The sequence below is a fragment of the Peptostreptococcus anaerobius VPI 4330 = DSM 2949 genome, from assembly GCF_000381525.1.
Taxonomy (GTDB): Bacteria; Bacillota; Clostridia; order Peptostreptococcales; family Peptostreptococcaceae; genus Peptostreptococcus; species Peptostreptococcus anaerobius.
The window spans coordinates 83,211-108,592 of the sequence record NZ_KB906607.1 but is presented as its reverse complement, the minus strand read 5'-3'; the positions used below and the strand labels follow the sequence as shown (position 1 = coordinate 108,592).

General features: G+C 34.0%; 22 protein-coding genes and 1 other annotated feature. Of the genes, 17 read left to right on the top strand and 5 right to left on the bottom strand.

The genetic code is table 11. The annotated features are described in order from the left end of the window. Positions 1 to 33 precede the first annotated feature (33 nt). From F823_RS0101995 to F823_RS0101910, 17 genes are all read left to right on the top strand, one after another. Positions 34 to 759 carry a TIGR04283 family arsenosugar biosynthesis glycosyltransferase gene (locus F823_RS0101995; RefSeq protein ID WP_019595320.1) on the top strand — a complete coding sequence of 242 codons (726 nt, stop codon included), beginning with the start codon at positions 34 to 36 and terminating at the stop codon, positions 757 to 759. Between the two features lie 389 nt (positions 760 to 1,148). Further along, positions 1,149 to 2,168 carry a type I glyceraldehyde-3-phosphate dehydrogenase gene (gap, locus tag F823_RS0101990; protein ID WP_002844711.1) on the top strand — a complete coding sequence of 340 codons (1,020 nt, stop codon included), beginning with the start codon at positions 1,149 to 1,151 and terminating at the stop codon, positions 2,166 to 2,168. Between the two features lie 213 nt (positions 2,169 to 2,381). Beyond that, positions 2,382 to 6,626, top strand: a complete 4,245-nt coding sequence (locus F823_RS0101985) for a 2-hydroxyacyl-CoA dehydratase (protein WP_019595319.1) — start codon at positions 2,382 to 2,384, stop codon at positions 6,624 to 6,626. Between the two features lie 21 nt (positions 6,627 to 6,647). Next, positions 6,648 to 7,970, top strand: a complete 1,323-nt coding sequence (locus F823_RS0101980) for a YopA family protein (RefSeq protein ID WP_019595318.1) — start codon at positions 6,648 to 6,650, stop codon at positions 7,968 to 7,970. Positions 7,971 to 8,102: 132 nt separating this feature from the next. After that, positions 8,103 to 8,351: a binding site (T-box leader), on the top strand. Positions 8,352 to 8,467: 116 nt separating this feature from the next. Beyond that, positions 8,468 to 9,262 carry an amino acid ABC transporter substrate-binding protein gene (locus tag F823_RS0101975; RefSeq protein WP_019595317.1) on the top strand — a complete coding sequence of 265 codons (795 nt, stop codon included), beginning with the start codon at positions 8,468 to 8,470 and terminating at the stop codon, positions 9,260 to 9,262. Positions 9,263 to 9,288: 26 nt separating this feature from the next. Continuing rightward, the gene (locus F823_RS0101970; RefSeq protein ID WP_002844731.1) at positions 9,289 to 9,906 is read left to right on the top strand and encodes an amino acid ABC transporter permease; all 618 of its coding nucleotides are present in this window, start codon (positions 9,289 to 9,291) and stop codon (positions 9,904 to 9,906) included. Between the two features lie 21 nt (positions 9,907 to 9,927). Next, positions 9,928 to 10,578, top strand: a complete 651-nt coding sequence (locus F823_RS0101965) for an amino acid ABC transporter ATP-binding protein (RefSeq protein WP_002844674.1) — start codon at positions 9,928 to 9,930, stop codon at positions 10,576 to 10,578. A 144-nt stretch (positions 10,579 to 10,722) separates the two neighbouring features. Continuing rightward, positions 10,723 to 11,976, top strand: a complete 1,254-nt coding sequence (locus tag F823_RS0101960) for a 5-bromo-4-chloroindolyl phosphate hydrolysis family protein (RefSeq protein WP_002845712.1) — start codon at positions 10,723 to 10,725, stop codon at positions 11,974 to 11,976. Next, positions 11,963 to 13,090, top strand: a complete 1,128-nt coding sequence (locus F823_RS0101955; RefSeq protein WP_002845710.1) for a toxic anion resistance protein — start codon at positions 11,963 to 11,965, stop codon at positions 13,088 to 13,090. The genes F823_RS0101960 and F823_RS0101955 overlap by 14 nt, the downstream gene beginning before the upstream one ends. Positions 13,091 to 13,098: 8 nt before the next feature. Continuing rightward, entirely contained in the window at positions 13,099 to 14,247 is a 1,149-nt protein-coding gene (locus tag F823_RS0101950; RefSeq protein WP_002844680.1) for a THUMP domain-containing class I SAM-dependent RNA methyltransferase, read from the top strand. A 10-nt stretch (positions 14,248 to 14,257) separates the two neighbouring features. Continuing rightward, positions 14,258 to 15,637, top strand: coding sequence for a hypothetical protein (locus tag F823_RS0101945; protein WP_002844703.1), 1,380 nt, complete (start codon positions 14,258 to 14,260; stop codon positions 15,635 to 15,637). 19 nt (positions 15,638 to 15,656) lie between these two features. Further along, the gene (locus F823_RS0101940; protein WP_002844668.1) at positions 15,657 to 16,352 is read left to right on the top strand and encodes a response regulator transcription factor; all 696 of its coding nucleotides are present in this window, start codon (positions 15,657 to 15,659) and stop codon (positions 16,350 to 16,352) included. Continuing rightward, on the top strand, positions 16,352 to 17,791 hold the full coding sequence (locus F823_RS0101935) for a sensor histidine kinase (protein WP_002845708.1): 1,440 nt from the start codon (positions 16,352 to 16,354) through the stop codon (positions 17,789 to 17,791). The genes F823_RS0101940 and F823_RS0101935 overlap by 1 nt, the downstream gene beginning before the upstream one ends. A 25-nt stretch (positions 17,792 to 17,816) precedes the next feature. Beyond that, complete coding sequence (locus F823_RS0101930) at positions 17,817 to 19,193, top strand: MATE family efflux transporter (protein WP_002845707.1); 1,377 nt, start codon at positions 17,817 to 17,819, stop codon at positions 19,191 to 19,193. 46 nt (positions 19,194 to 19,239) lie between these two features. After that, positions 19,240 to 19,482, top strand: a complete 243-nt coding sequence (locus tag F823_RS0101925; protein ID WP_019595316.1) for a glutaredoxin domain-containing protein — start codon at positions 19,240 to 19,242, stop codon at positions 19,480 to 19,482. A gap of 446 nt (positions 19,483 to 19,928) precedes the next feature. After that, on the top strand, positions 19,929 to 20,177 hold the full coding sequence (locus F823_RS0101920) for a hypothetical protein (protein ID WP_002845705.1): 249 nt from the start codon (positions 19,929 to 19,931) through the stop codon (positions 20,175 to 20,177). A gap of 415 nt (positions 20,178 to 20,592) precedes the next feature. Then, complete coding sequence (locus F823_RS0101910) at positions 20,593 to 20,766, top strand: hypothetical protein (protein WP_019595314.1); 174 nt, start codon at positions 20,593 to 20,595, stop codon at positions 20,764 to 20,766. A gap of 22 nt (positions 20,767 to 20,788) precedes the next feature. On the opposite strand, the gene F823_RS0101905 is transcribed toward F823_RS0101910, so the two are convergent. From F823_RS0101905 to F823_RS0101885, 5 genes are all read right to left on the bottom strand, one after another. After that, complete coding sequence (locus F823_RS0101905) at positions 20,789 to 22,504, bottom strand: recombinase family protein (RefSeq protein ID WP_002845702.1); 1,716 nt, start codon at positions 22,502 to 22,504, stop codon at positions 20,789 to 20,791. A gap of 10 nt (positions 22,505 to 22,514) precedes the next feature. Then, entirely contained in the window at positions 22,515 to 22,826 is a 312-nt protein-coding gene (locus tag F823_RS0101900) for a hypothetical protein (protein ID WP_002845695.1), read from the bottom strand. An 18-nt stretch (positions 22,827 to 22,844) separates the two neighbouring features. Continuing rightward, the gene (locus tag F823_RS0101895; RefSeq protein ID WP_019595313.1) at positions 22,845 to 23,369 is read right to left on the bottom strand and encodes an ImmA/IrrE family metallo-endopeptidase; all 525 of its coding nucleotides are present in this window, start codon (positions 23,367 to 23,369) and stop codon (positions 22,845 to 22,847) included. 118 nt (positions 23,370 to 23,487) lie between these two features. Beyond that, entirely contained in the window at positions 23,488 to 24,249 is a 762-nt protein-coding gene (locus tag F823_RS0101890) for an FxLYD domain-containing protein (protein ID WP_002845693.1), read from the bottom strand. 159 nt (positions 24,250 to 24,408) lie between these two features. Further along, positions 24,409 to 25,374: a hypothetical protein gene (locus F823_RS0101885; protein WP_002845692.1), complete on the bottom strand. Its 966-nt coding sequence runs from the start codon at positions 25,372 to 25,374 to the stop codon at positions 24,409 to 24,411. Positions 25,375 to 25,382 lie beyond the last annotated feature (8 nt).

The following is a 25,382-nucleotide window of genomic DNA, read 5'->3' as shown; positions in this document are numbered from 1 at the left end:
GATAAGTACAAAAGCAAAATAAAGGGAGAGTAAATGTATAGTAAGCTATCTATAGTTATACCTATTTATAATGAATTAGAAAATGTGAAAAATATTGTAAGGCAACTAGACTCAATAGGCAAGGATAATTTTGAAGTTATATTTGTTGATGGCTATCGTCAATCTGACTCGGACCTCTTAAGGGATATAATAGGTCCAAAATGCAAGTATATTAGGTCGGGCAAGGGCAGGGGCCTACAGATGAACAAGGGCTTTGAAATGGCTAAGCATGACCTAATCCTCTTTCTTCACTGCGATAGTAGTATTGAATTAAGAATGGTTGATGATATAATTAGCTCTGCCAACAGGGGTGTTGAATTTGGCTGTATGTCAATTTACTTTAATGACTCGAGAATCCTTATGAAGATATGCGGTTTTATGTCGAGGTTTAGGGCCAAGAAAAGGAAAATAGCCTTTGGTGACCAGGGCGTATTTTTTACTAGGTATGCCTTTGAAAAACTGGGTGGCTATAAAGAGATAGGGATTATGGAGGACTATGATATTTCTATCAGGGCTAAGGGTGTATATGATCTTGTCCAGATAGATACTAGGATAGTCACTTCTTCTAGGAGGTTCTACACTGGAAAGGGTAGGTTTAACAAACCGCCTCTTACTGATATAGGCATACTCATGGTTATGAGGGATATGCAAGTCTTTCAGAGGGCCTATCGAAGGGGAATAGATCCAGATATCATTGTAAAGAGATACTACAAGCATTAGTTATTGATAGTTTTTCTGAGATTGGTTATTGATAGTTTTTCTGAGATTGGTTATTGATAGCTTTTCTAAGGATAGTTAGTGATAGCTTTTCTACGATTATTCAGATAGTCATAGATTTACAAATTACATAAATTAAATAAAAAATCGGGCTGCATTTTTATGCAGTCTTTTTATATGTATAGTTTATTAGGTGTTTTTTATATATAGTATATCAAAATACAGGCTAAATACTATAATAAATAAATAACAAGCTTAAAAAAACATTTTTTTCTTGATATTTATTGCAAAAAAAATAAAAATGATATACAATATAGTCGAGGAGGGGATATATATGATACACTAATTAATTTAAAGTCCCCAATAACGAAAATATATGACGGAGGAAGAGTATGAAAATAAAAGTAGGATTAAATGGATTTGGTAGAATAGGAAGGTCAGTTCTTAGACTAGTAGAAGCGGATGCGAATGCAAAGTATGAAATCGTTGCCATCAATGCTAGGGCAAATGCAGAAACATTAGCACATTTATTCCAGTACGATTCAAGTTTCGGAACATTCAAGGGTGAAGTTGAAGTAAAAGATAATGATACAATAGTAGTAAACGGAAAAGAAATAAAGATAACTAGGGCAGCTAGTCCAAAGGAAATACCATGGAAGGAACTTGGTGTTGACATAGTAGTAGAGAACACTGGTAAATTCAAAAAGAGAGAAGATGCACAGGGACATATAGATGCAGGTGCTAAAAAGGTTATCATTACTTGTCCAGCTAAGAACGAAGATATAACACTAGTTCTTGGTGTAAACGGAGATATGTACGACAATGACCTACACAATATAATATCTAATGCTTCTTGTACTACAAACTGTCTAGCTCCAGTTGCAAAGGTAATAGATGAAGAATTTGGTATAGAAAATGGTATGATGACTACAGTACATGCCTATACTAATGACCAGCAGGTACTGGACAAGTCACACAAGGACCTTAGAAGATCTAGAGCTTGTGGAGCCTCAATAATACCTACAACTACAGGTGCAGCTAAGGCGGTTGCTCTTGTACTTCCTCAGTTAAAGGGCAAATTAAATGGATTCTCTCTAAGAGTTCCAACTCAGACAGTTTCAATAGTTGATTTAGTTGTAAATGTAAGGAAAAAGGACATAACTGCTGAAGAAGTAAATGCAGCTCTTAAGAAAGCATCAGAAGGTGAATTAAAGGGTATATTGGGATATTCAGACAAGCCTCTTGTATCTGTAGACTACAAGGGAGATGAAAGATCTTCAATAGTTGATGGACTTTCAACAATGGTAATGGACAATGGATTAGTAAAGATACTTTCATGGTATGATAATGAATGGGGATATGCAACTAGAACTCATGACCTTGTAAATATCGTATCAGAAAAGATGAAATAAGAATTTAAATGATTAAGTATATGTAAAAAAAAGGAGGCTAGCCTCCTTTTTTTATGTGTTTTAAATAGTATTCTTTGTCATTTACTTATATTTTAAACTATAGCATATTATTGACATTCATTATTCAAGTGACGTATAATTAGTGTATATTATTAAGATGGTTTAACAAATAAGAAATCTAAGTATAATAGTATGTTTATTAGGAGGGCTACAATGAATGGAATCTTAAAATTAGGAATTGATATAGGTTCTACAACAGTGAAGGCCGTAGTTTTGACAGAAGAAAATGAGATGTTATTTAGTGAATATAAAAGGCACTTCTCAGATGTTAAAAAGGCAGTTAGCGACCAGTTAAAGAAGATATATGATAAGTTGGGTAATGTTAGTTTAAAAACTGTTATCACAGGTTCGGGAGGAATAGGTCTATCTAAGAAAGTAGACCTAAGATTTGAGCAAGAAGTAATTTCTAGTACCGAAGCTATAAGACACTACAATCCAGAAACTGACGTAGTAGTTGAGTTGGGTGGAGAGGATGCAAAGGTGACATTTTTGTCAGGTGGCATTGACCAACGTATGAACGGTATATGTGCAGGTGGAACAGGAGCCTTTATAGACCAGATGGCATCTCTATTAAAGACAGATGCTAGTGGACTAAACGAGCTTGCAAAAGACTATTCAGTAATATACCCGATAGCTTCAAGGTGTGGTGTATTTGCAAAAACTGATATACAACCCCTAATCAATGATGGTGCAAAAAAAGCAGATATAGCAATGAGTATTTTTAATGCAGTTGTTGTACAGACTGTAAGCGTACTTTCTTGTGGCAGGAAAATAGAGGGTAATGTTGCATTTTTAGGTGGACCATTATACTTTTTGTCCGAGCTTAGGAAGCAGTTCAAAAATGTTTTAAAGCTTGAAGATAAAAATATAATCTTTCCAGAAAATGCCCAGTTATATGTGGCTTTGGGGGCAGCCCTATTGTCTAAAAAGGAAAAAATAAACTCTATTTGTAGTTTGATTAAAAAAGTAGACTCAGTAGATAGTCTTGAGGACTCTCAGGCTGAAAAAATTGATCCACTATTTGAAGATGATGACGACTATAATGATTTTGTTGATAGACATTCTAAGGCGTGTGTTAAAAGACAAGATATAAGTTCTTACAAGGGAAGATTTTATTTAGGACTTGATGCTGGATCTACTACCACAAAGGCCATATTGATGGGAGATGAGGGGCAGATACTCTACTCTCATTACGGCTCAAATGAGGGTAGTCCTCTTGATATGAGTATAAAAATATTGAAAGATATATATTCACAAATGCCTGAGGGTTCATGTATATCACAGGCGACTGTTACTGGCTATGGAGAAGAGATGCTTAAAAAAGCTCTTAGGATTGACGGTGGTGAGATAGAAACAATAGCCCACTACAAGGCAGCAAAATTTTTTGATCCAGATGTTGATTTTATACTTGATATAGGCGGTCAGGACATGAAGTGTCTAAAGATAAAAAATGGTGTAATAGACCAAATTATCCTCAACGAAGCGTGTTCTTCAGGGTGTGGATCATTCCTAGAATCATTTGCCAAGTCACTCCATATGGATGTCAAGGATTTCGCACAAAGGGGTATTGTGTCCAAAAATCCGGTTGATCTTGGGTCTAGGTGTACTGTATTTATGAATTCAAGGGTCAAACAGGCTCAAAAAGAAGGTGCAAGTGTAGCTGACATATCTGCTGGTTTGGCCTATTCTGTTGTCAAAAATGCTCTATTTAAGGTTATAAAGTTGAGAGATGTTTCAGACCTAGGCGACCATGTAGTAGTTCAAGGGGGTACATTTTACAATGACTTAGTGCTTAGGTCTTTTGAGAAATTGATAGATAGAAATGTGACTAGACCGGATATAGCAGGTCTGATGGGGGCATTTGGTTGTGCTCTTATATCAAAAGAGCGATACAGGGGTCAAAGGTCTAATATATTAAATATAAATCAGTTAAACGGTATAAAAGTAGAGTCAAGTGTTACTAGATGTAAGGGATGCTCAAATAAGTGTCTACTAACAATAAACAAGTTTTCTGAAAGTGAGATATTTGTCTCAGGCAATAGGTGTGAAGTAGGTGAAGCTATTTATAGCCATAAGAAAATAAAACAAGAGACAAAACCTGTAAATATGTACAAATACAAGTATGAAAAATTATTTTCATACAATTCATTAGATGAAAACCAATCCAAAAGAGGGCTAATAGGTATACCTAGAGTCTTAAATATGTATGAAAATTACCCATTTTGGCATAGATTTTTGACTGAATTAGGATTTTCAGTTGTATTATCAGAAAAATCTTCAAAAAAGCTATTTGAAAAGGGTATAAGTTCTATTGCTTCAGATACCGTATGTTATCCAGCTAAGCTAGTACATGGACATATTGAAAGCCTGATAGAAAGAGGAATAAAGACCATATTTTATCCTTCTGTTACCCATGAGGTCCTGGAAAATATGGATGCAGACAACCACTATAATTGTCCGGTTGTGACATCATATCCAGAAGTTATAAAATCCAATATGGAGTCATTAGCTGAAAAAGATATAAAGTATATCAATTTCTTCGTATCTTTGAACAACAAGAAAAAGCTTAAGAAGAGGCTGTACGAGGCCATGTCCTATCATTATCCAGACATAAGACATGAAGATATAAACAGGGCGGTTGATCTTGCAAGTAAACAGTATGATGAATTTAAAGATGACATAAGAAAAAAAGGGCAAGAAATAGTAGACTATCTAGCATCTTCAAACGAGAAGGGCATAGTCTTGGCAGGTAGGCCTTACCACCTTGATCCAGAGATAAACCATGGCATACCAGAACTTATAAACAGTCTTGGTTTTGCAGTTTTATCAGAGGATTCTGTATGTCATATGGCCAATGCAAAAGAATCATTGAGAGTTGTTGACCAGTGGGTATACCATTCTAGATTGTACAAGGCTGCAGAGTTTTGTAATGACCACGATAATTTAGAGATAGTCCAGCTCAACTCTTTTGGATGTGGACTAGATGCAGTAACAACAGAGCAGGTTGAAGAGATACTAGATAGAAAATCAAAAATACATACAGTAATCAAAATAGATGAAGGTAATAACCTAGGAGCTGCAAAGATAAGACTAAGGTCCTTGAAGGCTGCGATAAAGGAAAGAGAGACTAGTGTTGGAAATAATAAAGCTACTACCAAAGCTAGCATTAAATATGAAAAAAATACTCGTCTAAATAAGGAACATACATTATTGGCACCACAAATGGCACCAATACAGTTCCAATTTTTAGAAAGAGCTCTAAATGATTCGGGTTTAAAAATGGTTGTTCTAACAAATAAGTCATCGGATATAATCGACGAAGGCTTGAGGTATGTGAACAATGACGCTTGTTATCCTGCAATAATAGTAATAGGTCAAATTATACAGGCCCTTAAATCAGGTAAATATGATATTCATAATACAAGTGTACTTATGAGTCAGACAGGTGGAGGCTGCAGGGCTACCAATTATATAGGATTCCTTAGAAAGGCCTTAAAATCAGCTGGATTTGGAATGGTGCCAGTGGTGTCAATAAGTGCCCAGGGCGTAGAGGACAATGGACTAAAAGACCACTTTACTCTACCTGTTATTAACAAGATAATTATGGGTATGGTTTATGGAGACCTCTTAATGAAGGTATTATTGAGGGTAAGGCCCTATGAAAAAATTAAAGGCTCTGCTAATGACCTATATGAAAAGTGGTCTAATAGGTGTAAGGAATCCCTAAGAAATGCAAAATTCAGTGACTATAAATCAAATATAAGAAATATAATAAAGGATTTTGATAATCTTGAAATACTAGAAAGCAAAAAGCCTAAGGTAGGTTTAGTAGGAGAAATCTTAGTGAAGTTTTCACCTATAGCTAATAATGACCTAATATCAATTATTGAAAAAGAAGGGGCTGAAGTGGTAGTACCAGACCTTATGAACTTCTTTCTTACAAGTGCCTATAATAACTTGTATAAATACAAAAAACTTGAAGGTTCATACAAGAGTATGTTAATTGGCAAGTCCATAGTCAAGATCATGGAAGCCTATCAAAAGATATACAGGCAAGCTCTTTCTAAGAGTAAGAGGTTTGAAGCGCCTGATAGGATTGAGGATGTAGCTGAATACACAAAGAGATTTGTGTCTCTTGGCAACCAGACTGGTGAAGGTTGGTTACTGCCAGGGGAGATGTTGGAGTTAATCAAGAGTGGCTGCAATAATATCGTATGTATGCAACCATTTGGATGTCTTCCCAACCACATTATAGGCAAGGGTGTTATAAAGGCTATCAAAAAAGAATATCCAAATGCCAATATCATACCAATAGATTATGATGCATCGGCCACATCAGTAAATCAGTTAAACAGGATTAAACTTATGCTTGCCACAGCCTTTAATGAGATGGATTAGTTAGAAAGGGTGACAAAACTTATGACCATAAGTAATAAATCAATAGTTTCAAAATACAGTCTAGAGCAAATGGATGAGAGTCTCACAATCTATGAAGGTAATCTATGTATATATTCATCAGTCAACATAAGGTTTAATGGACGTGTATACTATGATATGACTGATACATCCTCTATTAAATTTGAGGGCACTATATATAAGTTTGATGAATTAGAAGAGGATATACCTAGTTTGATGATGGATAGTGTAAGTTTAGAGATTCTAGGATATAAACTGATTGATGCTGACATTACTAGTATCAAAAATAATCATATTGAAGGCTATGTCAATGACTTTGTAATCAAGTCAAAGGATAATAAGGTTGACTATGTACAGTTTGACATTGTAAATATGGACAAGATACCGGGTAAGCTAGTAAAATACCAAGATCTAGTATATGCTGGCAGGATAGAGTTTACTTTAAATGATTATAAAATAATAATAGATAAAAGTTATGGATACAATAAAGACCTCAAGGCATCCCTAGAGGCTAAGTCTTCTAATATTATCACTCATACAGGTAGGATATACAGGAAAAATGAAGCGCCCTTTAATACCAGGAAGGTTGACCAGATGATAAGCAGGATAGCTACGGCACTAAGTTTTGCATCAGGCAGATATGTATCAATACCAAATACTTATGGATATCATGAGGATAGGGAAGTGTATAGGGCCTGGTATAGAATGGCTAGGTCAGGCTATAAGTTTGTCTTTAACTGGACTAGCACTATATCCAATTACCACAATATAGAAAAGTATATGTCACTTATGTGTAAAAAACTTGAAGAGGACTATTATAACGATACAATATCCAATGTATTAGACTGGTATATGGAGGCCATTAATGGTATGAACCTTGGTAATAATATAATATCAGTCCAAACAGCCCTAGAGATGCTTTCTTACGTTGTATTGGTAGAAACAGAAAATACTTATAGGCAAAGTGTGTACGACAAGCACAGCTCTAAGAGGAATATTAGAGAATTATTAGATCACTGTGGTATAGATGGGTCAATACCAAAAGAATGCGATATGTCAGATAATATAAAGACTTACTTTAGTGATTCTGTTGATGCCATAACATTTTACAGGAATTCTGTTGTCCACCCATCTAGGAATAAAAAAATATATTTGGATTTTGAATCCATGTTCAATATAATCCTACTGGGAATATCCTACATAGAGTTGGTGATCTTGTATCTGATAGGTTATAAGGGTGAGTACACAGACAGGTTTAAGGACTATTCTTTTGGTGATGTACATCAGGTTGCATGGACCAACAAGAATAAAAATATCGATAAATAAATTGATTTCAGTAAAAGTAAATTCTAGATCAGAGCGGAATTTACTTTTGCAAGTAACAATATAAATAAATTTTCTGAAAAAGGTATTGACACTTTCAGGATTTAGTTGTAAGATGTATTCAACGCTATAGAATAGAAGACGAGGATAAGAACTAGTAGATGATATTAGTCATGCAGAGAGTTGCTGGTTGGTGAAAAGCAATTGATGAGGATTATTGAACACATCTTTGAGTTGGGTACCGAAATTAGAGTAGGCTACCACGGGTGCACCCGTTACAGTGCTAAGGTATAGTATCTTGTACCTGATGAGGCCATTATCGTGAGATTGTGGCGAATAGAGGTGGGAACACGAAGTATTGATTTTAGTACTCTCGTCCTCTGACATATGTCGGAGGATGGGAGTTTTTTTATACTTATTTTCAAGCCTAGAAAAATTCATATTGCTCGGTGTATATAGCGTAATTCACAAATTTATATTTATTATACGGAGGTAGCAAAATGAAAATTAAAAGTTTAAAGAAGTTGATGGCAGTAGGTTTAGGTTTAGTGATAGCGACAAGTTTGGTAGCATGTAAGTCTTCTGAAAAGAAGGCAGATAGTGCAAAATCATCAAAAGAAATAGTAGTTGGTCTTGATAATACATTTGTACCAATGGGATTTTTGGATGACAAGAATGAACTTGTAGGCTTTGATATTGACTTAGCAAAGGAAGCCTTCAAGAGAATGGGACTTGAACCTAGGTTTGAAAATATAGACTGGTCAACAAAGGAGCAGTCACTAGAAAATAAGAACGTAGATGCCCTATGGAATGGTTACTCAATAACTGAACAGAGAAAGGAAAAGGTAGCTTTTTCTACTCCTTACTTGGACAATAAGCAGATAGTAGTATCTATGAAGAAAGACAATATAAAGACTTTCAAGGACCTAAAGGACAAGCAAGTTGGAACACAGGCTGGTTCAGCATCTCTAGATGCTATAGAGGCCAACAAGGAATTTACAGGTCTTATAAAGGGGTCTGAACCAACTACTTACGATACATTTGACAAGGCTCTAAGAGACTTAGAGATTGGTAGAACTAAGGCTGTTGTAGGTGATGAAGTATTACTAAAGTACTACATCAAGCAAAGGGGAGCAGACAAGTACCAGGTACTAGATGGTGACCTTGGTAAGGAACAGTATGGAGTTGGATTTAGAAAAGACGATACTAAGAGGGTAGAAGAATTCAACAAGGTATTAAAAGAAATGCAGGAAGATGGAACATTTGACAAGATAAAGGCCAAATGGTTTAACTAGAATAATTAGATTGGATGGATTAGGAAATGATTGAAGGATTAAAGATTGTATTAGAGCTATTTGTACTGACTACGGTATTTTCAATACCACTTGGTTTATTGGTAGCACAAGTTAGAATTTCAAAAAATAAACTGGCAAGGTCGGTGACTAGTTTTTATATATGGATAATGAGAGGGAGCCCACTTTTACTACAGATGATGTTTTTATATTATGGACTACCACTGCTAAACGAAAATCTGGTATTTGACAAGATGCCTATAGCAGTTATAGCCTTTACAATTAACTATGCTGCTTACTATGCTGAGATATTTAGATCAGGTCTAGAGTCAATTGATAGGGGCCAGTATGAAGCAGCCAAGGTGCTAGGTTTTGACAAGTGGACTATGAACAGGAGAATCATCATACCACAGGTTATAAAGAGGGTACTACCTCCAGTTTCAAATGAATTTATAAATCTGGTAAAGGATACATCATTGGTATCTGTACTTGGCTTAAACGATCTTTTTAGAATAGCTACTGCAGCTAGTAACAGGGAAGCTAGCCTGATGCCATTCTTATACGCAGCAATAATATATCTAGTACTTACAGCACTTATCACACAGTTGTTCGCTAGTCTAGAAAAGAAATATTCTTATTATAAGTAGGTAATTGGGAGGAAGTGTGATATGCTAAAGGTAGTAGATTTAAAAAAGAGTTTTAATAATTTAGAAGTCCTTAAAGGGATATCCTTTGAGATTGAAAAAGGCGAGATAGGTGTTGTACTTGGTAAGTCAGGTGCAGGTAAAACCACTCTTATAAGATGCATAAATGGACTAGAGTCTTTTGATTCTGGTTCTATAATAGTAGATGATACAGAAATAAAAAATTCAGCAGACTTTTCCAAGTTAAGAGGACAAATAGGTATGGTATTTCAGAATTTCAACCTATTTCCACACCTTACGATACTGGAAAATATTACAGAAGCTCCCATTAGAGTATTTAAAAAATCTAGGAGTGAAGCTGAAAAGGTAGCACTTGAGTTACTTGATATGGTGGACTTGTCAGACAAGAAGGATATGTATCCTTACCAGTTATCAGGTGGTCAACAGCAAAGGGTTGCTATTGCAAGGTCATGCGCCCTTAACCCAAAGGTCTTGTGCTTTGATGAACCTACATCAGCCCTTGACCAAGAAAATATTGGAAATGTAAAAACTATAATAGACAAGTTTAAAAATCTTGGTATGGCAATATTGATAATAACACATGATATACAGTTTGCAGATACTGTTGCTGACAAGATAATCTACATTGAAGAAGGACATCTAGTAGAAAAATAAAAGTTAAGCTATAAGGGGAGATTCGATTAATTGGGTCTCCCCTTATACTGTCCAAATATAAAGATAGATGTATAAGTAGGCCTAATATAATAGGAATAAGTGATTGAAGTATGGTATAATATCTATTATAAGTGAGGTGATAATATGAGAGATAGTAACTACAATAGGAGAAACTTCGATCATGACTATAGAAACAGATCAAGATACGATGAAGAAACTGACAGTTATTACGATCCATATGAAGAATATAGAAGAGACAAGGACATCAGTTCATATATAGGCAGGTCTGTTGATGATATGTTAAGGGGTATGAACCTAGGTGGTCTTAATGACAAAATACTAAAAACAGTAGATATGGCAATCGATGAAGTCAATAGGTCTACAGTATACAAAATAGCATCAAGGGCTGGAGAAAGCTTGATAAAACCAATCTATGATAAAGAAATAAAAAGACAGAAGTTTATAAACAAAAACAAGCTTTTAGATAGACTTACAATCAAGCCAAAGGGACTTTACACCAGTATAGGTTTTATGGTTCCCAGCTTTGTCTTGGCAGTGATTTCCTTTATAGTTGGGGTAGTATTTTATAGTCTATCTCTAGGAAGTTATGGTGTATTTGTTGTTGGCGGCCTTATGTTTACAGGTATAGGGGGCATATTTGCAAACAGAATACTAAATTGCCTAAACTTCAAGTCATACACAGATGCTATAGATGAAAATGGATATGGTCAGATAGAAGATATGGCAAAGAAAACAGGTAGGTCAAAGAATAAGGTTATAAAAGATCTTAGGAGATATATCAAAAATGGCAACTTTATTGAAGGGCATATAGTTGAAGATGACACTATATTTTTGGCTAGTGACGAATTGTATTCTTTTTACAAATCAAGTTTAATATCTAGGGAAAAAAATATGAAAAAAGAGCAAGAGATTGCGTCTAACCAAGATCTCAAAAACTTAATTGATGCCTGTCAAAATCAGATTGAAAAGATAAGAGATATATCAGCGGATATAGATAATTTAGATGTTAAAAACAAGGTATTAGATATTGAGGGGTCTATAAACAATATAGTAGATGCGATCAAGAAATATCCTGATCAGATCAGAATCCTTGATAGGTTTACTTCTTATTATATGCCTACTACAGTCAAACTACTTGAATCATATAGGGATATAGAATCCAAAGGTATATCCACTAGCGACATAGACAAGGTAAAGCTAGATATAGAGTCTACCTTAGATACAATCAAACTAGCATATGACAAGCTGCTAAACCAAATAAGTGCAATAGACACAATGGACATAAATTCAGATATATCAGTTCTCAAAACCATGCTATCACAGGATGGTTTGTATAGTGAAACTAATATAAGAGGTGAAAATAATGGATACAAATAAAATTGAATTGACACTAAGACCTGAGCTTAAGTCAGTTGATATAGGAGACAAGTTACAAGACAGCAAGCTACTAGAAGAAATGGCCAGACTAGGTCTAACTCATGATGAAATTAAGATGGTAGGTGAATTTTCTGAAAAGATAGATATAAAGAATTCCCAGCAGATATTAGAATATGGCGTTGGTGTTCAAAAGAAACTATCGGATTTTTCTGAGAAGACTTTGGATACTATCAGGACCAAAGACCTAGGGGAAATCGGGTCAATGATAAGTAGTTTGGTAGTCGAGCTAAAGGGTTTTGATGCCAAGGAGGAAAAGAAGTTTCTAGGATTCTTGAGAAAGGGACCTAAGAAGGCTCAAATTTTAAAGGCCAATTACGACAAGGCCCAACTTAACCTAGACACTATAGTGAAATCTTTGGAAAGTCAGCAGATCGGTCTGATGAAGGATATATCAATGCTAGACCAAATGTATGATCTTAACAAGGACTACTACAAGGAAATTTCTATGTATATACTGGCAGGCAAGAAAAAAATAGACCTTATCAAAAATACAGACCTACCTATCCTGATTGATAGAGCCAGTACGAGCGGTTCTCAAGAACTAGTTCAGGAAGTAGATGACCTGAAGAAACAATTAAATAGGTTTGAAAAGAAGATCTATGACCTTGAGTTAACTAGGATGATAGCTATACAGACAGGACCACAGATTAGGATGGTACAAAACAACAATGTAGAGATGGTCGAAAAGATCCAGTCTACTATTGTAAACACAATACCACTATGGAAAAACCAGATGGTTCTTGCAATAGGAGCATTAAACTCCGGTGAAGCCATAAAAACACAAAGGCAGATCAGCGATATAACCAATGACCTTTTAAAACAGAATGCTGAGACTATTAAAATGGCTACGATTGAGGCTGCCAAAGAATCTGAGAGGGGCATTGTTGATGTAGAGACAATTAAGAATACAAATGACACCTTAATAAACAGTCTTGACGAAATGATGAGGATACATTCTGAAGGAAGTCAAAAAAGACTGGCAGCCCAGCAAGAGATTCAGAGGCTAGAGGGAGAGTTAAAAAATAAAATGCTAGAGATAGCTAGTAAAAGATAGGAGAAAAAATGAGCTATAAATATACTTTAGTGTCGCCATGCTTTTTTGGTATGGAAAAGATGCTTGCAACTGAAATCAAAAACCTTGGTTTTGAAATAGAAAAGACAGAAGATGGTAGGATTACCTACAAAACAGACGAATACGGAATAGCAAGGGCTAATATGTGGTTAAGGTGTGCTGAGAGGGTAAACCTTAAAATAGCTGAGTTTACAGCTAGGTCTTTTGAAGAATTATACGACCAGACTAGGTCCATTGATTGGTCGAGGTTTATACCATATGGGGCAGAGTTTCCAGTAGCCAAGGCATCGTCCATCAAGTCTAAACTATATTCAACACCGGATATACAGTCAATAGTAAAAAAGGCAGTAGTAGATAGTTTAAAAGAAAAATACATGGAAAGAGGTATGCTAAAGGAAGACAAGGAAAAATATCCAATCTATGTATTTATACATAAGGATAGGGTCCTACTATCAATAGATACGAGTGGAGTATCCCTTTATAAGAGGGGTTACAAGGAGTTAGCCAACAAGGCACCAATAAGGGAAACATTGGCGGCAGGTCTTGTAAGACTAACACCTTGGAGACCGGGCAGAATATTGGTTGATCCTATGTGTGGTTCAGGGACAATATTAATAGAGGCAGCCATGATAGGTATGAATATGGCTCCTGGTATGAATAGGGAGTTTATATCCGAAAAGTGGAGAACAATAGACAAGAAGATATGGTGGGACGTAAGAAGGGATGCCTTTGACCAGTTAAATGACAATGAAGACTTTAAGATATATGGTTATGATATAGATCCAGAATCCATTAAAATAGCCAAGCATAATGCTGAAATAGCAGGTGTAGACCAGTATATAGACTTTGCTGTAGCAGATGTCAAAGACTTTAAATCAGACAAAGAGTATGGAATGATAATTACAAACCCACCTTATGGAGAGAGACTAGAAGATGAAGAAGCAGTAAAGATTCTCTATAAGGAGATGGGGTACGCATTTAGGGGACTAAAGAATTGGTCTTACTTTGTTATCACTTCATATGATAAATTTGAATACGAGTTTGGTCAGGACGCTCCTAGAAAACGTAAGTTATACAATGGTATGTTAAGGACATACTATTACCAGTACTTAGGACCGAGACCACCTAAAAAGGAATAGGGGGGATTCGATGAATAAGCACAAAAAGATCCTCTGGTTGATATCTCTTTTACTATTACCTTTATTTATGATGACTGCTTGTAAGGCAAACAACATCAAGTCGCCTGAAAAGCTATCAGAAAAGCCAATCTACAATGAAGCTAACAAGAAAATCTATGATGAGATAAGAAAACTGACACCACTTGATACAAATTTTACTCTTCCTCAGAATGCTGGTGAAGTAGGTAAGATAAACAGGGTCGATTTGAATAATGATGGTTATGACGAGATTGTTACCTTCAAAAAGAAGCAGAGTGAGTCACAAGGGGTAAACAGTATTTACATATATATCTTTAAGTCAAAAAACGGTGAACTCCTTGATGAAAGTGAGAAAATAGTCAGGATACCGGGAGATAAGATAAAGTATGCCAATTTCATAGATGTAGATAATAATGGCAAAAAAAATATAGTACTTCAGGTGACAAATAAGGGTTTTGAAAATATATATGTATACCAAAATGAAGATGATACAATAAAGAAAATATCTGAATTTAATACTTCTAAGTACTCAATGCTCTTAAATTTTTATGACTACGATCAAGACGGTAAAAAAGAAGGCCTAGCCCTTTTGAAAGACCTGAGCACATACGAAATAAAGGTATGTAAAATGAACTTTGTAGATGGTAATATACTTTTTGATGAAGCAGGAACTATTAAAAATGTAGAGAACCTTGAAAAAACAAACCTAAAAAATGGTCTTGTAGGCAAGGGATGGAGAGGGTCTATATTGACCTACCAGGGCCTAAGTGGCTTTATGATAAACGAGTACATAGTATATAAGGATGGGAAATTTGTTCTAGTATTTAACGATGAATACGAGAACAAGCTGAACAATATAAGTACGCTAGGTTCTTTTGATATCAACAAAGATGGTATAATAGAGATTTCTCAGAATGTAGAAAAGGACCCACAAGACTTGCCAAAGGGATCAAGTATTGTAACTTGGTACCAGTGGAATGGTAAATTCGACAAGGAAAGAAAGTTACTCAATACAAATAAGGTCTTGTATTGTTATGACTACAACTTTAAGTTGAATCTAAAGGACTATGACCAGAATAGACTTTCAGTATCTAGAAAATCTGATGAAGACAAGGTCCAGTATGTATTTTCTACTAGAGATGAAATGAGTAACAAGATTGATTATTTCAAGATAATTATAATAGACAAAAATAGCGACTATTATAATGGAGTAAATAAGGATGCTGGTAGTAGCGATAAGCAGTCTAATACAGTTCTTTACGAAAATCAAGATTATATATACACATTTAAATATATAAATCAGAGTGCCTGCAAGCTTATGGGTACAAACTATAGGGAAGTGCAAAAGTCATTTGAAATAATCAATAAATAAATTTAGATAGGAGAGAAAAATGGATAAGATACTAATTTTGGAAGATGAAATTGGAATTAGAAGTTTTGTTAGTATTAACCTAAAAAGAGAGGGTTATGAAGTTATAGAGGCTGGAACAGGGGCCGAAGCAATAGAAAAATTATCTACTGAAAAGAATATTAGCTTGGCTCTTCTTGATATAATGTTGCCAGATACAAGTGGTATAGAAATATGTAAGTATATTAGAAAAGAGTTTGATAATATGGGTGTAATAATGCTTACAGCCAAGTCTCAGGAGGATGACAAGATAGAAGGCTTCCAGTCAGGAGCAGACGACTACATAGTTAAGCCATTCTCAATAAAGGAGTTACTTATGAGAGTACAGGCACTAATAAGACGTGTAAAGAAAGATTCTGATTCTAAAAAGAACAATATGATAAACACACCACCATTTCTTCTAGATCCAAACAAGAGAAAACTATATAAAAATGAAGTAGAAGTAGATCTTACACCAACTGAGTTTTCTATAGTTAAGTACCTGATGACAAATGACTCTCAGAGCCTTAGCCGTGATCAGATACTTGAAGAGGTGTGGGGTTCTGCTGACCTATATGATTACAAGATAGTAGACGTAAACATTAGAAGAATAAGAAATAAGATTGAGGATGACCCATCAAAGCCTAAGTTCATACAAACTGTATGGGGATATGGCTACTCTTTTAGGAGAGATGAATAATGACATTACATTTTGGAGGATTAAGAAAAAAAGTATTAAAGAACTTTATAATGATCATTATACTTGTGGTTTTTTCCTTTGAGATACTGTTGTCTGTATTTATAACCAAGTATTATTATACATCTATCAAGCAGTCCTTGATGTCTCAGGTATCCTATACTAATGCAGTATTTAATGCTGCCTATATTGAAAATGTAGGATTTATGGACAGGGCAATCAATATTTTAGAAAACAAAAACAATGCTATTAGCAATAAGATAGCCATAAATATCATAGACAAGAGTGGAAAGGTTGTAATAGACCAATATGGATTTAATACAGAGGATACTATGAACTATCCAGATGTTAAAAAGGCTCTTCAAAACTCAAGTAATATCGTGCCATTAGATTACGAGGAAAAGTACACAGGCGAAAGGGTAATGAGTGTATCTGTTCCAATCAAAGTCAATGGTACAGTTGATGGTGTAGTAAGATTCTCAATATCCCTTGAAGACCTCAATAAGGAAATAGTAAAGATGGTAGCCTATATGATTCTAATAGGTATCCTAGTCCTACTATTCAGTATAGGGCTTAGCTTGAAGTTTGCGGAATCTATTATAGAACCACTTACTGAGTTAAAGATATTTTCAAATATGCTAGCAAAGGGTAATTATAATATCAAGATGAACAAGGAGCGTATTTCAGATGACGAAATAGGTGACCTGGCCAGGACCTTTGAAAATATGGCTCAAGAAATACAAAAGAGCGAAAAGTTAAAGGATGAATTTATATCTTCTGTATCGCATGAGTTGAGAACGCCTCTAACATCAATCAACGGTTGGAGTGAGACCCTACAGCTTGACAATATATCCAAGGAAGAGGAACTGATGGGCCTAAATATTATACAGGATGAAGCCCAGAGGTTGATTAAGTTAGTAGAAGAGTTGCTTGACTTTTCAAGGTTGTCATCTGACAGGATAAAGTTGCAGCTTGAGCCTGTAAATATAGAGAGCCTTGTTGTAAGTGTTATCAACCAGCTGAGGTCAATTGCAGTGGACAAAAACCTAAGACTTTCTTTTGAGTTTGTAAACCAGAATATACAGACAATATATGCGGATAAAAACAGATTAAGGCAAGTCTTGATCAATTTAATACAGAACTCTATTAAGTTCACACCTGAGGGTGGTAATATTTATCTAAAGGTTGACCAATTTACCTATGTTACAGAAATTAGTGTTACAGATACTGGCATAGGTATTGATGAACAGAATATAAACAAAGTATCTAAAAAGTTTTTCCAAGAAGACTACCATAAGACAGGTAGTGGCTTGGGGCTTGCTATAAGTGAAGAGATAATTAAGCTTCATGGTGGAAAAATGGTAATAAAAAGTAAAAAGAATGAGGGAACTGAGATAAGTTTCAGTATTAATAATGATAGTAGAAAGAGTAGGACACAATAGATTTATTGTGTCCTAGGGTGTAATTATGAACAAAGATTTAGAAAATGATTCGGTATCGTCACTTCTGGTGAAATTAAGTATACCAGCTATAGTTAGCATGCTTATTGCAGCCATATACAATATAGTGGACAGGATATTCGTAGGTCAATCAGATCCACTAGGGCTTACTGCTATAGGCATAACAATGCCTTTTCAGGTTATGCAGATGGCATTTGTCCTTCTTATAGGGATTGGAGGGTCTACGCTTATATCTATAAAAAATGGAGAGAAAGACTATGATGGGGCTGAAAGACTCTTGTCGTCATCTCTTGTACTGATAGTTATAACACAGATTCTAGTCACAGCAGTTTGCTTGATATTTTTAGACCCATTATTTAGCTTGTTGGGTGTGTCAGAGTCGGTATATAAACTTGCTAAGGACTATATAGTTATAATATTAATAGGTGGGGCTCCTGGACTTACTGGGTATTGTCTCAACAACACTGTGAGGAGCTTGGGATTTGCCAAGCCATCAATGTACATAGTATTTATAAGTTCGGTAATAAATATAGTATTAGACTTTATATTTATATATATTTTCAAGTGGGGTGTAAGAGGAGCTGCAATAGCAACACTTATATCACAGACAATTGTTACAGTCTATGTAATATATTTTTTCCTTAAAAATAAGGATACGCATATCAAGCTTAGGAAAGGAAGAATCAAGCTGACATTAGAAGAGGTCAAGGATATTGCTCTTAATGGACTACCAAATTTTTATATGCAGATATTTGGAACTTTAGTTGCTGTAGTATTGAATAGGTCAATAATCCATTATGGAAGCGACTATCAGTTAGCTTCAGTTACTATAATAAGTTCGATAAGTCTTTTTGTGACTATGATAATATATGGTATAGGTCAGGGTGCACAACCATTGATAGGCTACAATTTTGGAGCTAAGCGATATGAGAGGGTGGAAGAAACTGTAAAGTTATCACTTATGATAATGCTAGCAGTGTCATTGTCATTTTTAGTAGCAATAGAAGTATTTCCTCATGTTTTTACTAGGATGTTCACAAGCCAAAGAGATCTTCTTGAGATTACAAATAAAAATATTAGGATATACCTATTGGGTATCCCATTTATAGCCTGCCATTCCTTGGCGACTACATTTTTGCAGTCTACAAAGCAACCAAGGTCAGCTACAATACTTTATGTACTGAGATATGGAGGCATATTATTACCAGCTATCTATCTGATACCTAGGTTCTTAGGTGTTGATGGGGTCTATATCTCCAATGCAGTGAGTGACATAGGATCAGGTCTTGTAGCCCTAGTATATCTAGCTAAGAGTCTGAAAAAATTAAGTAAGGGTCATAGAATAGCAAACTTAGATACAAAGATAGATGATATAGTTAAATAGTAGATTAGATTAGTTTAGTTAAATTATAAAATAATAGGAGATAATCATGAAATTATATATTAGCCATTTATGTCCAGACTGTCCGCCAGCTATGGAGCATTTGAATAGTAGACAAGTACAATATGAGCTACTCGATATACAAAAAGATATATCAGTCTTAAAGGAGTTTCTAAAAATAAGGGATACTCAAAAAGAGTTTGAACCTATCAGAGAGGATGGCTACATAGGTATCCCTTGTCTTGTTGAGGGTGACAAATACTTGTTTTATGATGAGATAATGGCGCTTTAATATTGCTGTATGGATAGTATGGCTCTACACATTTTAGCCTTGGTAGAAAAAATCCTCACTGTTAGGTGAAGACAAAATCTACCGACGCTATTTTCAAAGCTAGTGTAAAATATTTGTAGGGGAAATTAAGGTAAAGTCTATAGTTTTTCCCTACAAAATCTTTACACCGTCTAATGTGGCTGATACCCTTGATAAGTTTATGTATATAAAGTATAATAATAGTAACGCATATAAGGATTTACAAGGGTTGTATCCTGATGTATCATGGAAAAATAATTAGATTTTACCGACCATGGAAATCTGAAGAAACATCCGGCAGTGCCTCGCGCTCATAACTGGAAGGTTGTTCAAAAGGATAAGGGAAAATATATAAGAGAAAAAGAAGGTGGAGAGTTAACAAAAGCTGATACTATTGTTAATAGAGACTTAATAAGGGGGAGTTAGTTATGGCAGATGATAAGTTTGTTAACCTAGAAGAACTTATAGAATCAATTGAAATGGGTTTAGACATTGAGTTTGATTTATATGGTGTTAGATATTATATCGGTGCACCACAGGGAGAACTGCTTATATCAAGAGATTTTGGAGAAATTGAAGATTTTTATATGGATGCAGAGGATTTAGTTAATAACCATTATATAAACGATAAACCTATAAAAGATATATGGCAGGATAGTATAATTTATAATATGTAGGCATCTTAACAGTCGTTAGGGTGCTTTTTTAGTGCAGAAAATGAGGTTTATATTAATTTATCCTAAAAATACAATAATAATTCAGTTGGGTGCGAAATCGGGACAGGTGGGGTTGCTGAAATCCAATGGTAAGGTTGAAGATAAATATACTTGTTTAGGATATCCTGTAGTAAATACAAATTCATTTGATTCGGCAGGATTAGGTATGCTAACATACTTCAAACATAGATAGTGCTAAAAATATTTGCATTTAGCTTAAATTACGCCTGAAAACCGTTGTATTATTATCTATAGTGTTATAATATTATATATACAATGAAATCAAAATACAAAAAATATAAATTATATGGTAAAATAGAATATAGTAAATAAATAAGGCGCTGGTTACAGTGCCTTTATAGTGAGGAGAATTAAAGTGTCGGAAAGAAAACAGATAGAAATATCCAAGGAAAAAATAGAAGAGCAAGAAAAATATATAGAAATGCTTCATAGAAAGAATGAGGATGAGTTTATAAAAACTGGAAAAAGAAAATCTTTTATCATGCAAACATTCGGATGTCCGTATGTTGCCTCAACTACGATTTCTTAGATACCTCTACGCAACTACGATATTAATAGTTAAAATGTAATGCTAAACCATTCTGAAACTCAATAATATCAACAGCTTTATCATTCATGTATATATTTTTAATAACCATATCTATTAGGTCTTTTACCACTTTGTTGTTTACATTTGTCATTAGCATTTTAAAATCTAGCTCATTGTTATCGTTCATAGCCCTGTTAAATATAATGTTCTCATAATTTAATATAAATGTCATATCTTGTATATTTTTTTCTGTGTCATTCATCCTGTAAAACTGTTTTAAGTTTTCTTCTGAATTATTTAATTTGCTTTCATATTCTTTTTTCTTTATTACATAGTCAACCTTGCTAATTCCTTCTTCCGAAAACATATATAGCTCCTCTAGTCTTTCTAGGGCATTTATATATTTTGTTTTTTCTTTTTTGAATTTCTCTATACGTTTTTTTACATATTCATTCTCTTGGTCTTCTAAACTCTTAGGCTGCTTATCTTTGATGTGGCTGTAGGTTATGTTAGATTTTTGTGTAGGAACTTTATACAAGGCTACATATAACATCTCTAAGTCCTCTTGATTTATAGATAAAACATCTTCAAATGGTGAACCATCTAATAATATATCTTCTAATTCATCTGTTGTGTCAATACACATATTACCTGCTAGAATGATATTCTTAATAAGCGTTAGAACAAAAGGTCCTAGCACCACATCAGAAACTAATTTTGCATCACAAATAAATTTACGAACTTTACCTGAACATACATATTTCGAAGGTGTATACCCGTTTTCTCTCATTGTATCTTTAGATGCGTTGTAACCACTTTTACATTTGCTACATACTAGCTTGCGTGAAAAGATATGTGTATGTATTTTACCTACATATCTTCTCCCTACAAGTCCGGCATTTGTGTCTAATGTTTCATTAGCTAGTTGCCATATAGCTTTATCAATAATTGCTTCATGGTTATTGTCTATAACAATCCACTCGCTTTCATCTTTCTTTTTACCTCTTGCAGATTCTTTGTAGTTATATCTATAAGTCCCTTTGTAAAAAGGGTTTCTTAGTATGTCGTTAACTGTTTTAGATGTCCATTTTCCACCTCTTTTAGTTGGTATATCTTCTTCGTTAAGGATTTTAGATACCTTGGAACAAGATTTACATTGAATATAGGTAGAGTATATATATTGTACTACCTTAGCTTCTTTTTCATCTGGGCTAGGGTATTTCTTTTCTTCATTCCACTTATAACCCAGTGGAACATTTGCACCGTTCCATAGACCCTTTGTAGCCCTTGAAATCATAGTTGAAGATACTCTTTCTGATGTAAGCTTACGTTCTAATTCTGCAAACACTAATATAATCTTAAGCATAGCCTCGCCCATAGCTGAGGATGTGTCGAACTGCTCGTTTTTAGATATGAATGTTACGTTGTACTTATTTAATTCTTCGTACATATTAGAGAAATCTAGTAGGTTACGAGATATACGGTCTATTTTCCATACAAGCAGATGTGTAAACTGTTTCTTTCTGATTTTTAACATCATTTCTTGGTAGGCTGGTCTACCTGTATTTTTGCCTGAATATCCGGCGTCCTCAAATATCTCATAGTCTTCTGTATTAAAGATATATTTACAATAGTTAGTTAGGTCCTCACGCTGCATAGGTAAGGAGTCTTTATCTATCTGGTATAGGGTACTAACCCTAATATATATCGCTACTCTTATATCACTGTTATTATCCATAATGCACCTCTTAATTCTCCTCTGTAAAGTCTACATCTGATAGTGAATCATTTATATTGTCTAGTATGTCATAAGCTTGTATATAGGCTAGTAGAGGCTTGTTATCTTGCTTAGATGCTACTAGTAATTGGTTATATATATTATCTGCTGTCATATTCCACATATTAATTGCTTCTCTTTGAACCTTAGATTCTGACCATTGTTTTTTTCTTTTGTTATTTTTTGCTTGTTGGTATTCTAATGCCTTGTCGCAAAAAATAGGGTAGTTAGATAAATTCTCCTGTAGGTAGTTATTAAATTCTCTTGATGATAGTTTTTTCATTGTTTTATTCCTCCTAAATTATTTATTATTTATATCAACCTTATGTAGGTTAGGTAGCGATGTTAGATTTATGTATATATTGTCTGATAGCCAGTATCTAGGGCTTTGATGTGATAGATAGGTTAATCTATTAATAACGATATCAATATCTATGTGCAGGTCCGTAGCGACTTCTAATAAGCTATTATGTTCTAGTAGCTTTGCTCTTAATAAAGCATCTGGAATTATGAATTTACACTTCCATTTATCTGCTTTTAGCTCACATTTTTCTATTAACACCTTAGTGTTGTAGCTATCTATATTTTTGATATTATTGCCGTATGATGTGGAGTAGTGACCACATTCTTCTGCTAGGACGGATATATGTTGTTTGGTGTCCTTTTCTAAGCTAGAATCTAGTAGGATAATATTTTTATCTAATGCGGTAGAGAATAGTCCATCAAGGTTATATTTCTCTTTTAGGCTAGGTATGTATTCTAAAGCTATATCATTATCATCTATAAATTTGTATAGATCTTCTAGTGTAGTAGATGTGTTTTCCATGTATGCTCCTTTCCAAAATAAACATACGTTCTTTAAGATGCTAAAAAAAATAAAAAACATATGTTCTTTATGCTCGTTTTTTATAGGGCAAGGAATCACCCTGCCCGTAATATCTTGGTTATAATTGCTGTATGCTAAATTCTATTTTTTCAAAGTTCTTTTTTGATGTTGTATAGAAATCTATACTTTTAACTTCGTCTGGTGCCCATTCAGTTGTATTAGCATACTGACCTGTACCGATTGTAACGCCATCCTTATCTATTAATTTAAAGTTAATAATTAAGTTACCTAATTTTTCACCAGTTGTATTTTTGATGTTAGCACCGTAATGTTGTTGTTCTAATTTTTTAAATTCTGATGCTTTTAATGCATCTATTAACTTAGATTCAACATTATCTTTTTTAGTGACTGAATTTGCGTTCTGTCTAAATTCTGTTTCTATATTTCTGTCAATTTTTAGTCCGTACTTATCTATTAGAGTAATTATTATCTTTGTTCTATCGTTATATGCATCCTCAAAAGCCTTACTTTTATCTAAATCATTGTTTATAGGTAGGTTTTCAGACTGTATTGTAAGTGCTTTTTCGTAGTCCTGAGCTATCTTTTTTAGTTCGGGATTGTTAAAAGTCTTATCCTTAAATCCGTTGACTGTGTTTAATTCTTCCTTAACACCTTTTAAAACTATTAGATCCTTTTCATTAGGTGATTGGGCGTTTTTATACTCATCCCCATCTACTATCTTAATACGTCTCTCAAGCCCCATTTTAACAGCCTGCACATAATCGTTATCGTAATAGTGTACTTGCTCTTTTTTCTCACTACAGGCAACAAGTGAAACACCGATTAATAAAGCTGAAATAGTTGATAATAATTTTTTCATAAATTCCTCCAAATAAATTAATTTAAACAAATAAAAAAGCACTATCCAAACAATGAATAGTGCTTTCCTAATTCCAGTACCTGCCGAAACAGATAAAATGTTCTCCAGTACCTGCCGAAACAGGTAATATATTATATAAAGAATATAGCATCTTTTTCATTATTTGTCAATAGATTCAATGAGCATTTTTTTTAACTCGTTATCTATATTTTTTAAATTTTCATCACTTATCTTAATATCATTTAAAGCGTCTGTTTTTGTTTTTGGGTCATAGATTCGAATTTTACTTATGGTTGTTATCTGGTTTAACAATGCGATACTACCGTTTACTTTCATTCTATCATTTTCTTTTAGTAGTTTTTCTATATATGTTAATTCATCTTTCAACGACTTGTTAATAGTATTTATATATCTATTCATATCTTCAAAACTTAAATCTGCTGGTCGCTTTAAATTTAAAAGGGTATTTGCTTTTAATATTCCAAGTTGATTACATTTTAATAGAATATCAAGTATTTCATCCTTTAATTTATTGTTAATATTAGAAACTAATTCACTAGCCTTTATAATTTTACTGTTATCTTGGGAATCATCGGTCTTATCAATATTATTTATAAGGCTATTTAATATATCATCAAGCCCTTTAGCATCATTTTTCAAGTTATCTAGTGTATTTTTTTTACTTGTAAATAGAAGGTTGATTTCAGTTAGTTTTTGAAAATGTAAGTTTAAATTTTTATTTATTGCATCACAAACATTGTGTCCTAAATAATACTCGCCATTTTTTAGAAAATCTACATTTACATTTGGTTTTGCTGATTTAAGAGGTATAACAGTAAGAACATCACTTTTTCTATTTTTGTGCCCACCTATAACGATTGCATAGTGTAGACCACCAAACTCACGTCCGACCCTAAAACCAAAGTGTACCTTTATTATATCCCCACGATTATATTTTTTATATGCGTGTCTAGAATTAGACGATATCTTTATTTCTTCTTTTTGAAACCTGATATAATCATTAATCCAATACTTTGTTTTACTTGACCTATCATCATCAAGTTCATTTAGAAAAGCATCTAACTTAGTTAGTATTTCATCATTAGGAATAACCTTTTTACCCATATCGATAT

Excerpts from the sequence above, each read along its gene's own strand:
- F823_RS0101960 (WP_002845712.1), top strand. The coding sequence starts at position 10,723 with ATGAGAGATAGTAACTACAATAGGAGAAACTTCGATCATGACTATAGA.
- F823_RS0101995 (WP_019595320.1), top strand. The coding sequence starts at position 34 with ATGTATAGTAAGCTATCTATAGTTATACCTATTTATAATGAATTAGAA.
- F823_RS0101935 (WP_002845708.1), top strand. The coding sequence starts at position 16,352 with ATGACATTACATTTTGGAGGATTAAGAAAAAAAGTATTAAAGAACTTT.
- F823_RS0101920 (WP_002845705.1), top strand. The coding sequence starts at position 19,929 with ATGGCAGATGATAAGTTTGTTAACCTAGAAGAACTTATAGAATCAATT.
- F823_RS0101980 (WP_019595318.1), top strand. The coding sequence starts at position 6,648 with ATGACCATAAGTAATAAATCAATAGTTTCAAAATACAGTCTAGAGCAA.
- F823_RS0101975 (WP_019595317.1), top strand. The coding sequence starts at position 8,468 with ATGAAAATTAAAAGTTTAAAGAAGTTGATGGCAGTAGGTTTAGGTTTA.
- F823_RS0101940 (WP_002844668.1), top strand. The coding sequence starts at position 15,657 with ATGGATAAGATACTAATTTTGGAAGATGAAATTGGAATTAGAAGTTTT.
- F823_RS0101955 (WP_002845710.1), top strand. The coding sequence starts at position 11,963 with ATGGATACAAATAAAATTGAATTGACACTAAGACCTGAGCTTAAGTCA.
- F823_RS0101890 (WP_002845693.1), bottom strand. The coding sequence starts at position 24,249 with ATGAAAAAATTATTATCAACTATTTCAGCTTTATTAATCGGTGTTTCA.
- gap (WP_002844711.1), top strand. The coding sequence starts at position 1,149 with ATGAAAATAAAAGTAGGATTAAATGGATTTGGTAGAATAGGAAGGTCA.
- F823_RS0101900 (WP_002845695.1), bottom strand. The coding sequence starts at position 22,826 with ATGAAAAAACTATCATCAAGAGAATTTAATAACTACCTACAGGAGAAT.
- F823_RS0101945 (WP_002844703.1), top strand. The coding sequence starts at position 14,258 with ATGAATAAGCACAAAAAGATCCTCTGGTTGATATCTCTTTTACTATTA.
- F823_RS0101970 (WP_002844731.1), top strand. The coding sequence starts at position 9,289 with ATGATTGAAGGATTAAAGATTGTATTAGAGCTATTTGTACTGACTACG.
- F823_RS0101895 (WP_019595313.1), bottom strand. The coding sequence starts at position 23,369 with ATGGAAAACACATCTACTACACTAGAAGATCTATACAAATTTATAGAT.
- F823_RS0101965 (WP_002844674.1), top strand. The coding sequence starts at position 9,928 with ATGCTAAAGGTAGTAGATTTAAAAAAGAGTTTTAATAATTTAGAAGTC.
- F823_RS0101885 (WP_002845692.1), bottom strand. The coding sequence starts at position 25,374 with ATGGGTAAAAAGGTTATTCCTAATGATGAAATACTAACTAAGTTAGAT.
- F823_RS0101925 (WP_019595316.1), top strand. The coding sequence starts at position 19,240 with ATGAAATTATATATTAGCCATTTATGTCCAGACTGTCCGCCAGCTATG.
- F823_RS0101950 (WP_002844680.1), top strand. The coding sequence starts at position 13,099 with ATGAGCTATAAATATACTTTAGTGTCGCCATGCTTTTTTGGTATGGAA.
- F823_RS0101905 (WP_002845702.1), bottom strand. The coding sequence starts at position 22,504 with ATGGATAATAACAGTGATATAAGAGTAGCGATATATATTAGGGTTAGT.
- F823_RS0101930 (WP_002845707.1), top strand. The coding sequence starts at position 17,817 with ATGAACAAAGATTTAGAAAATGATTCGGTATCGTCACTTCTGGTGAAA.
- F823_RS0101985 (WP_019595319.1), top strand. The coding sequence starts at position 2,382 with ATGAATGGAATCTTAAAATTAGGAATTGATATAGGTTCTACAACAGTG.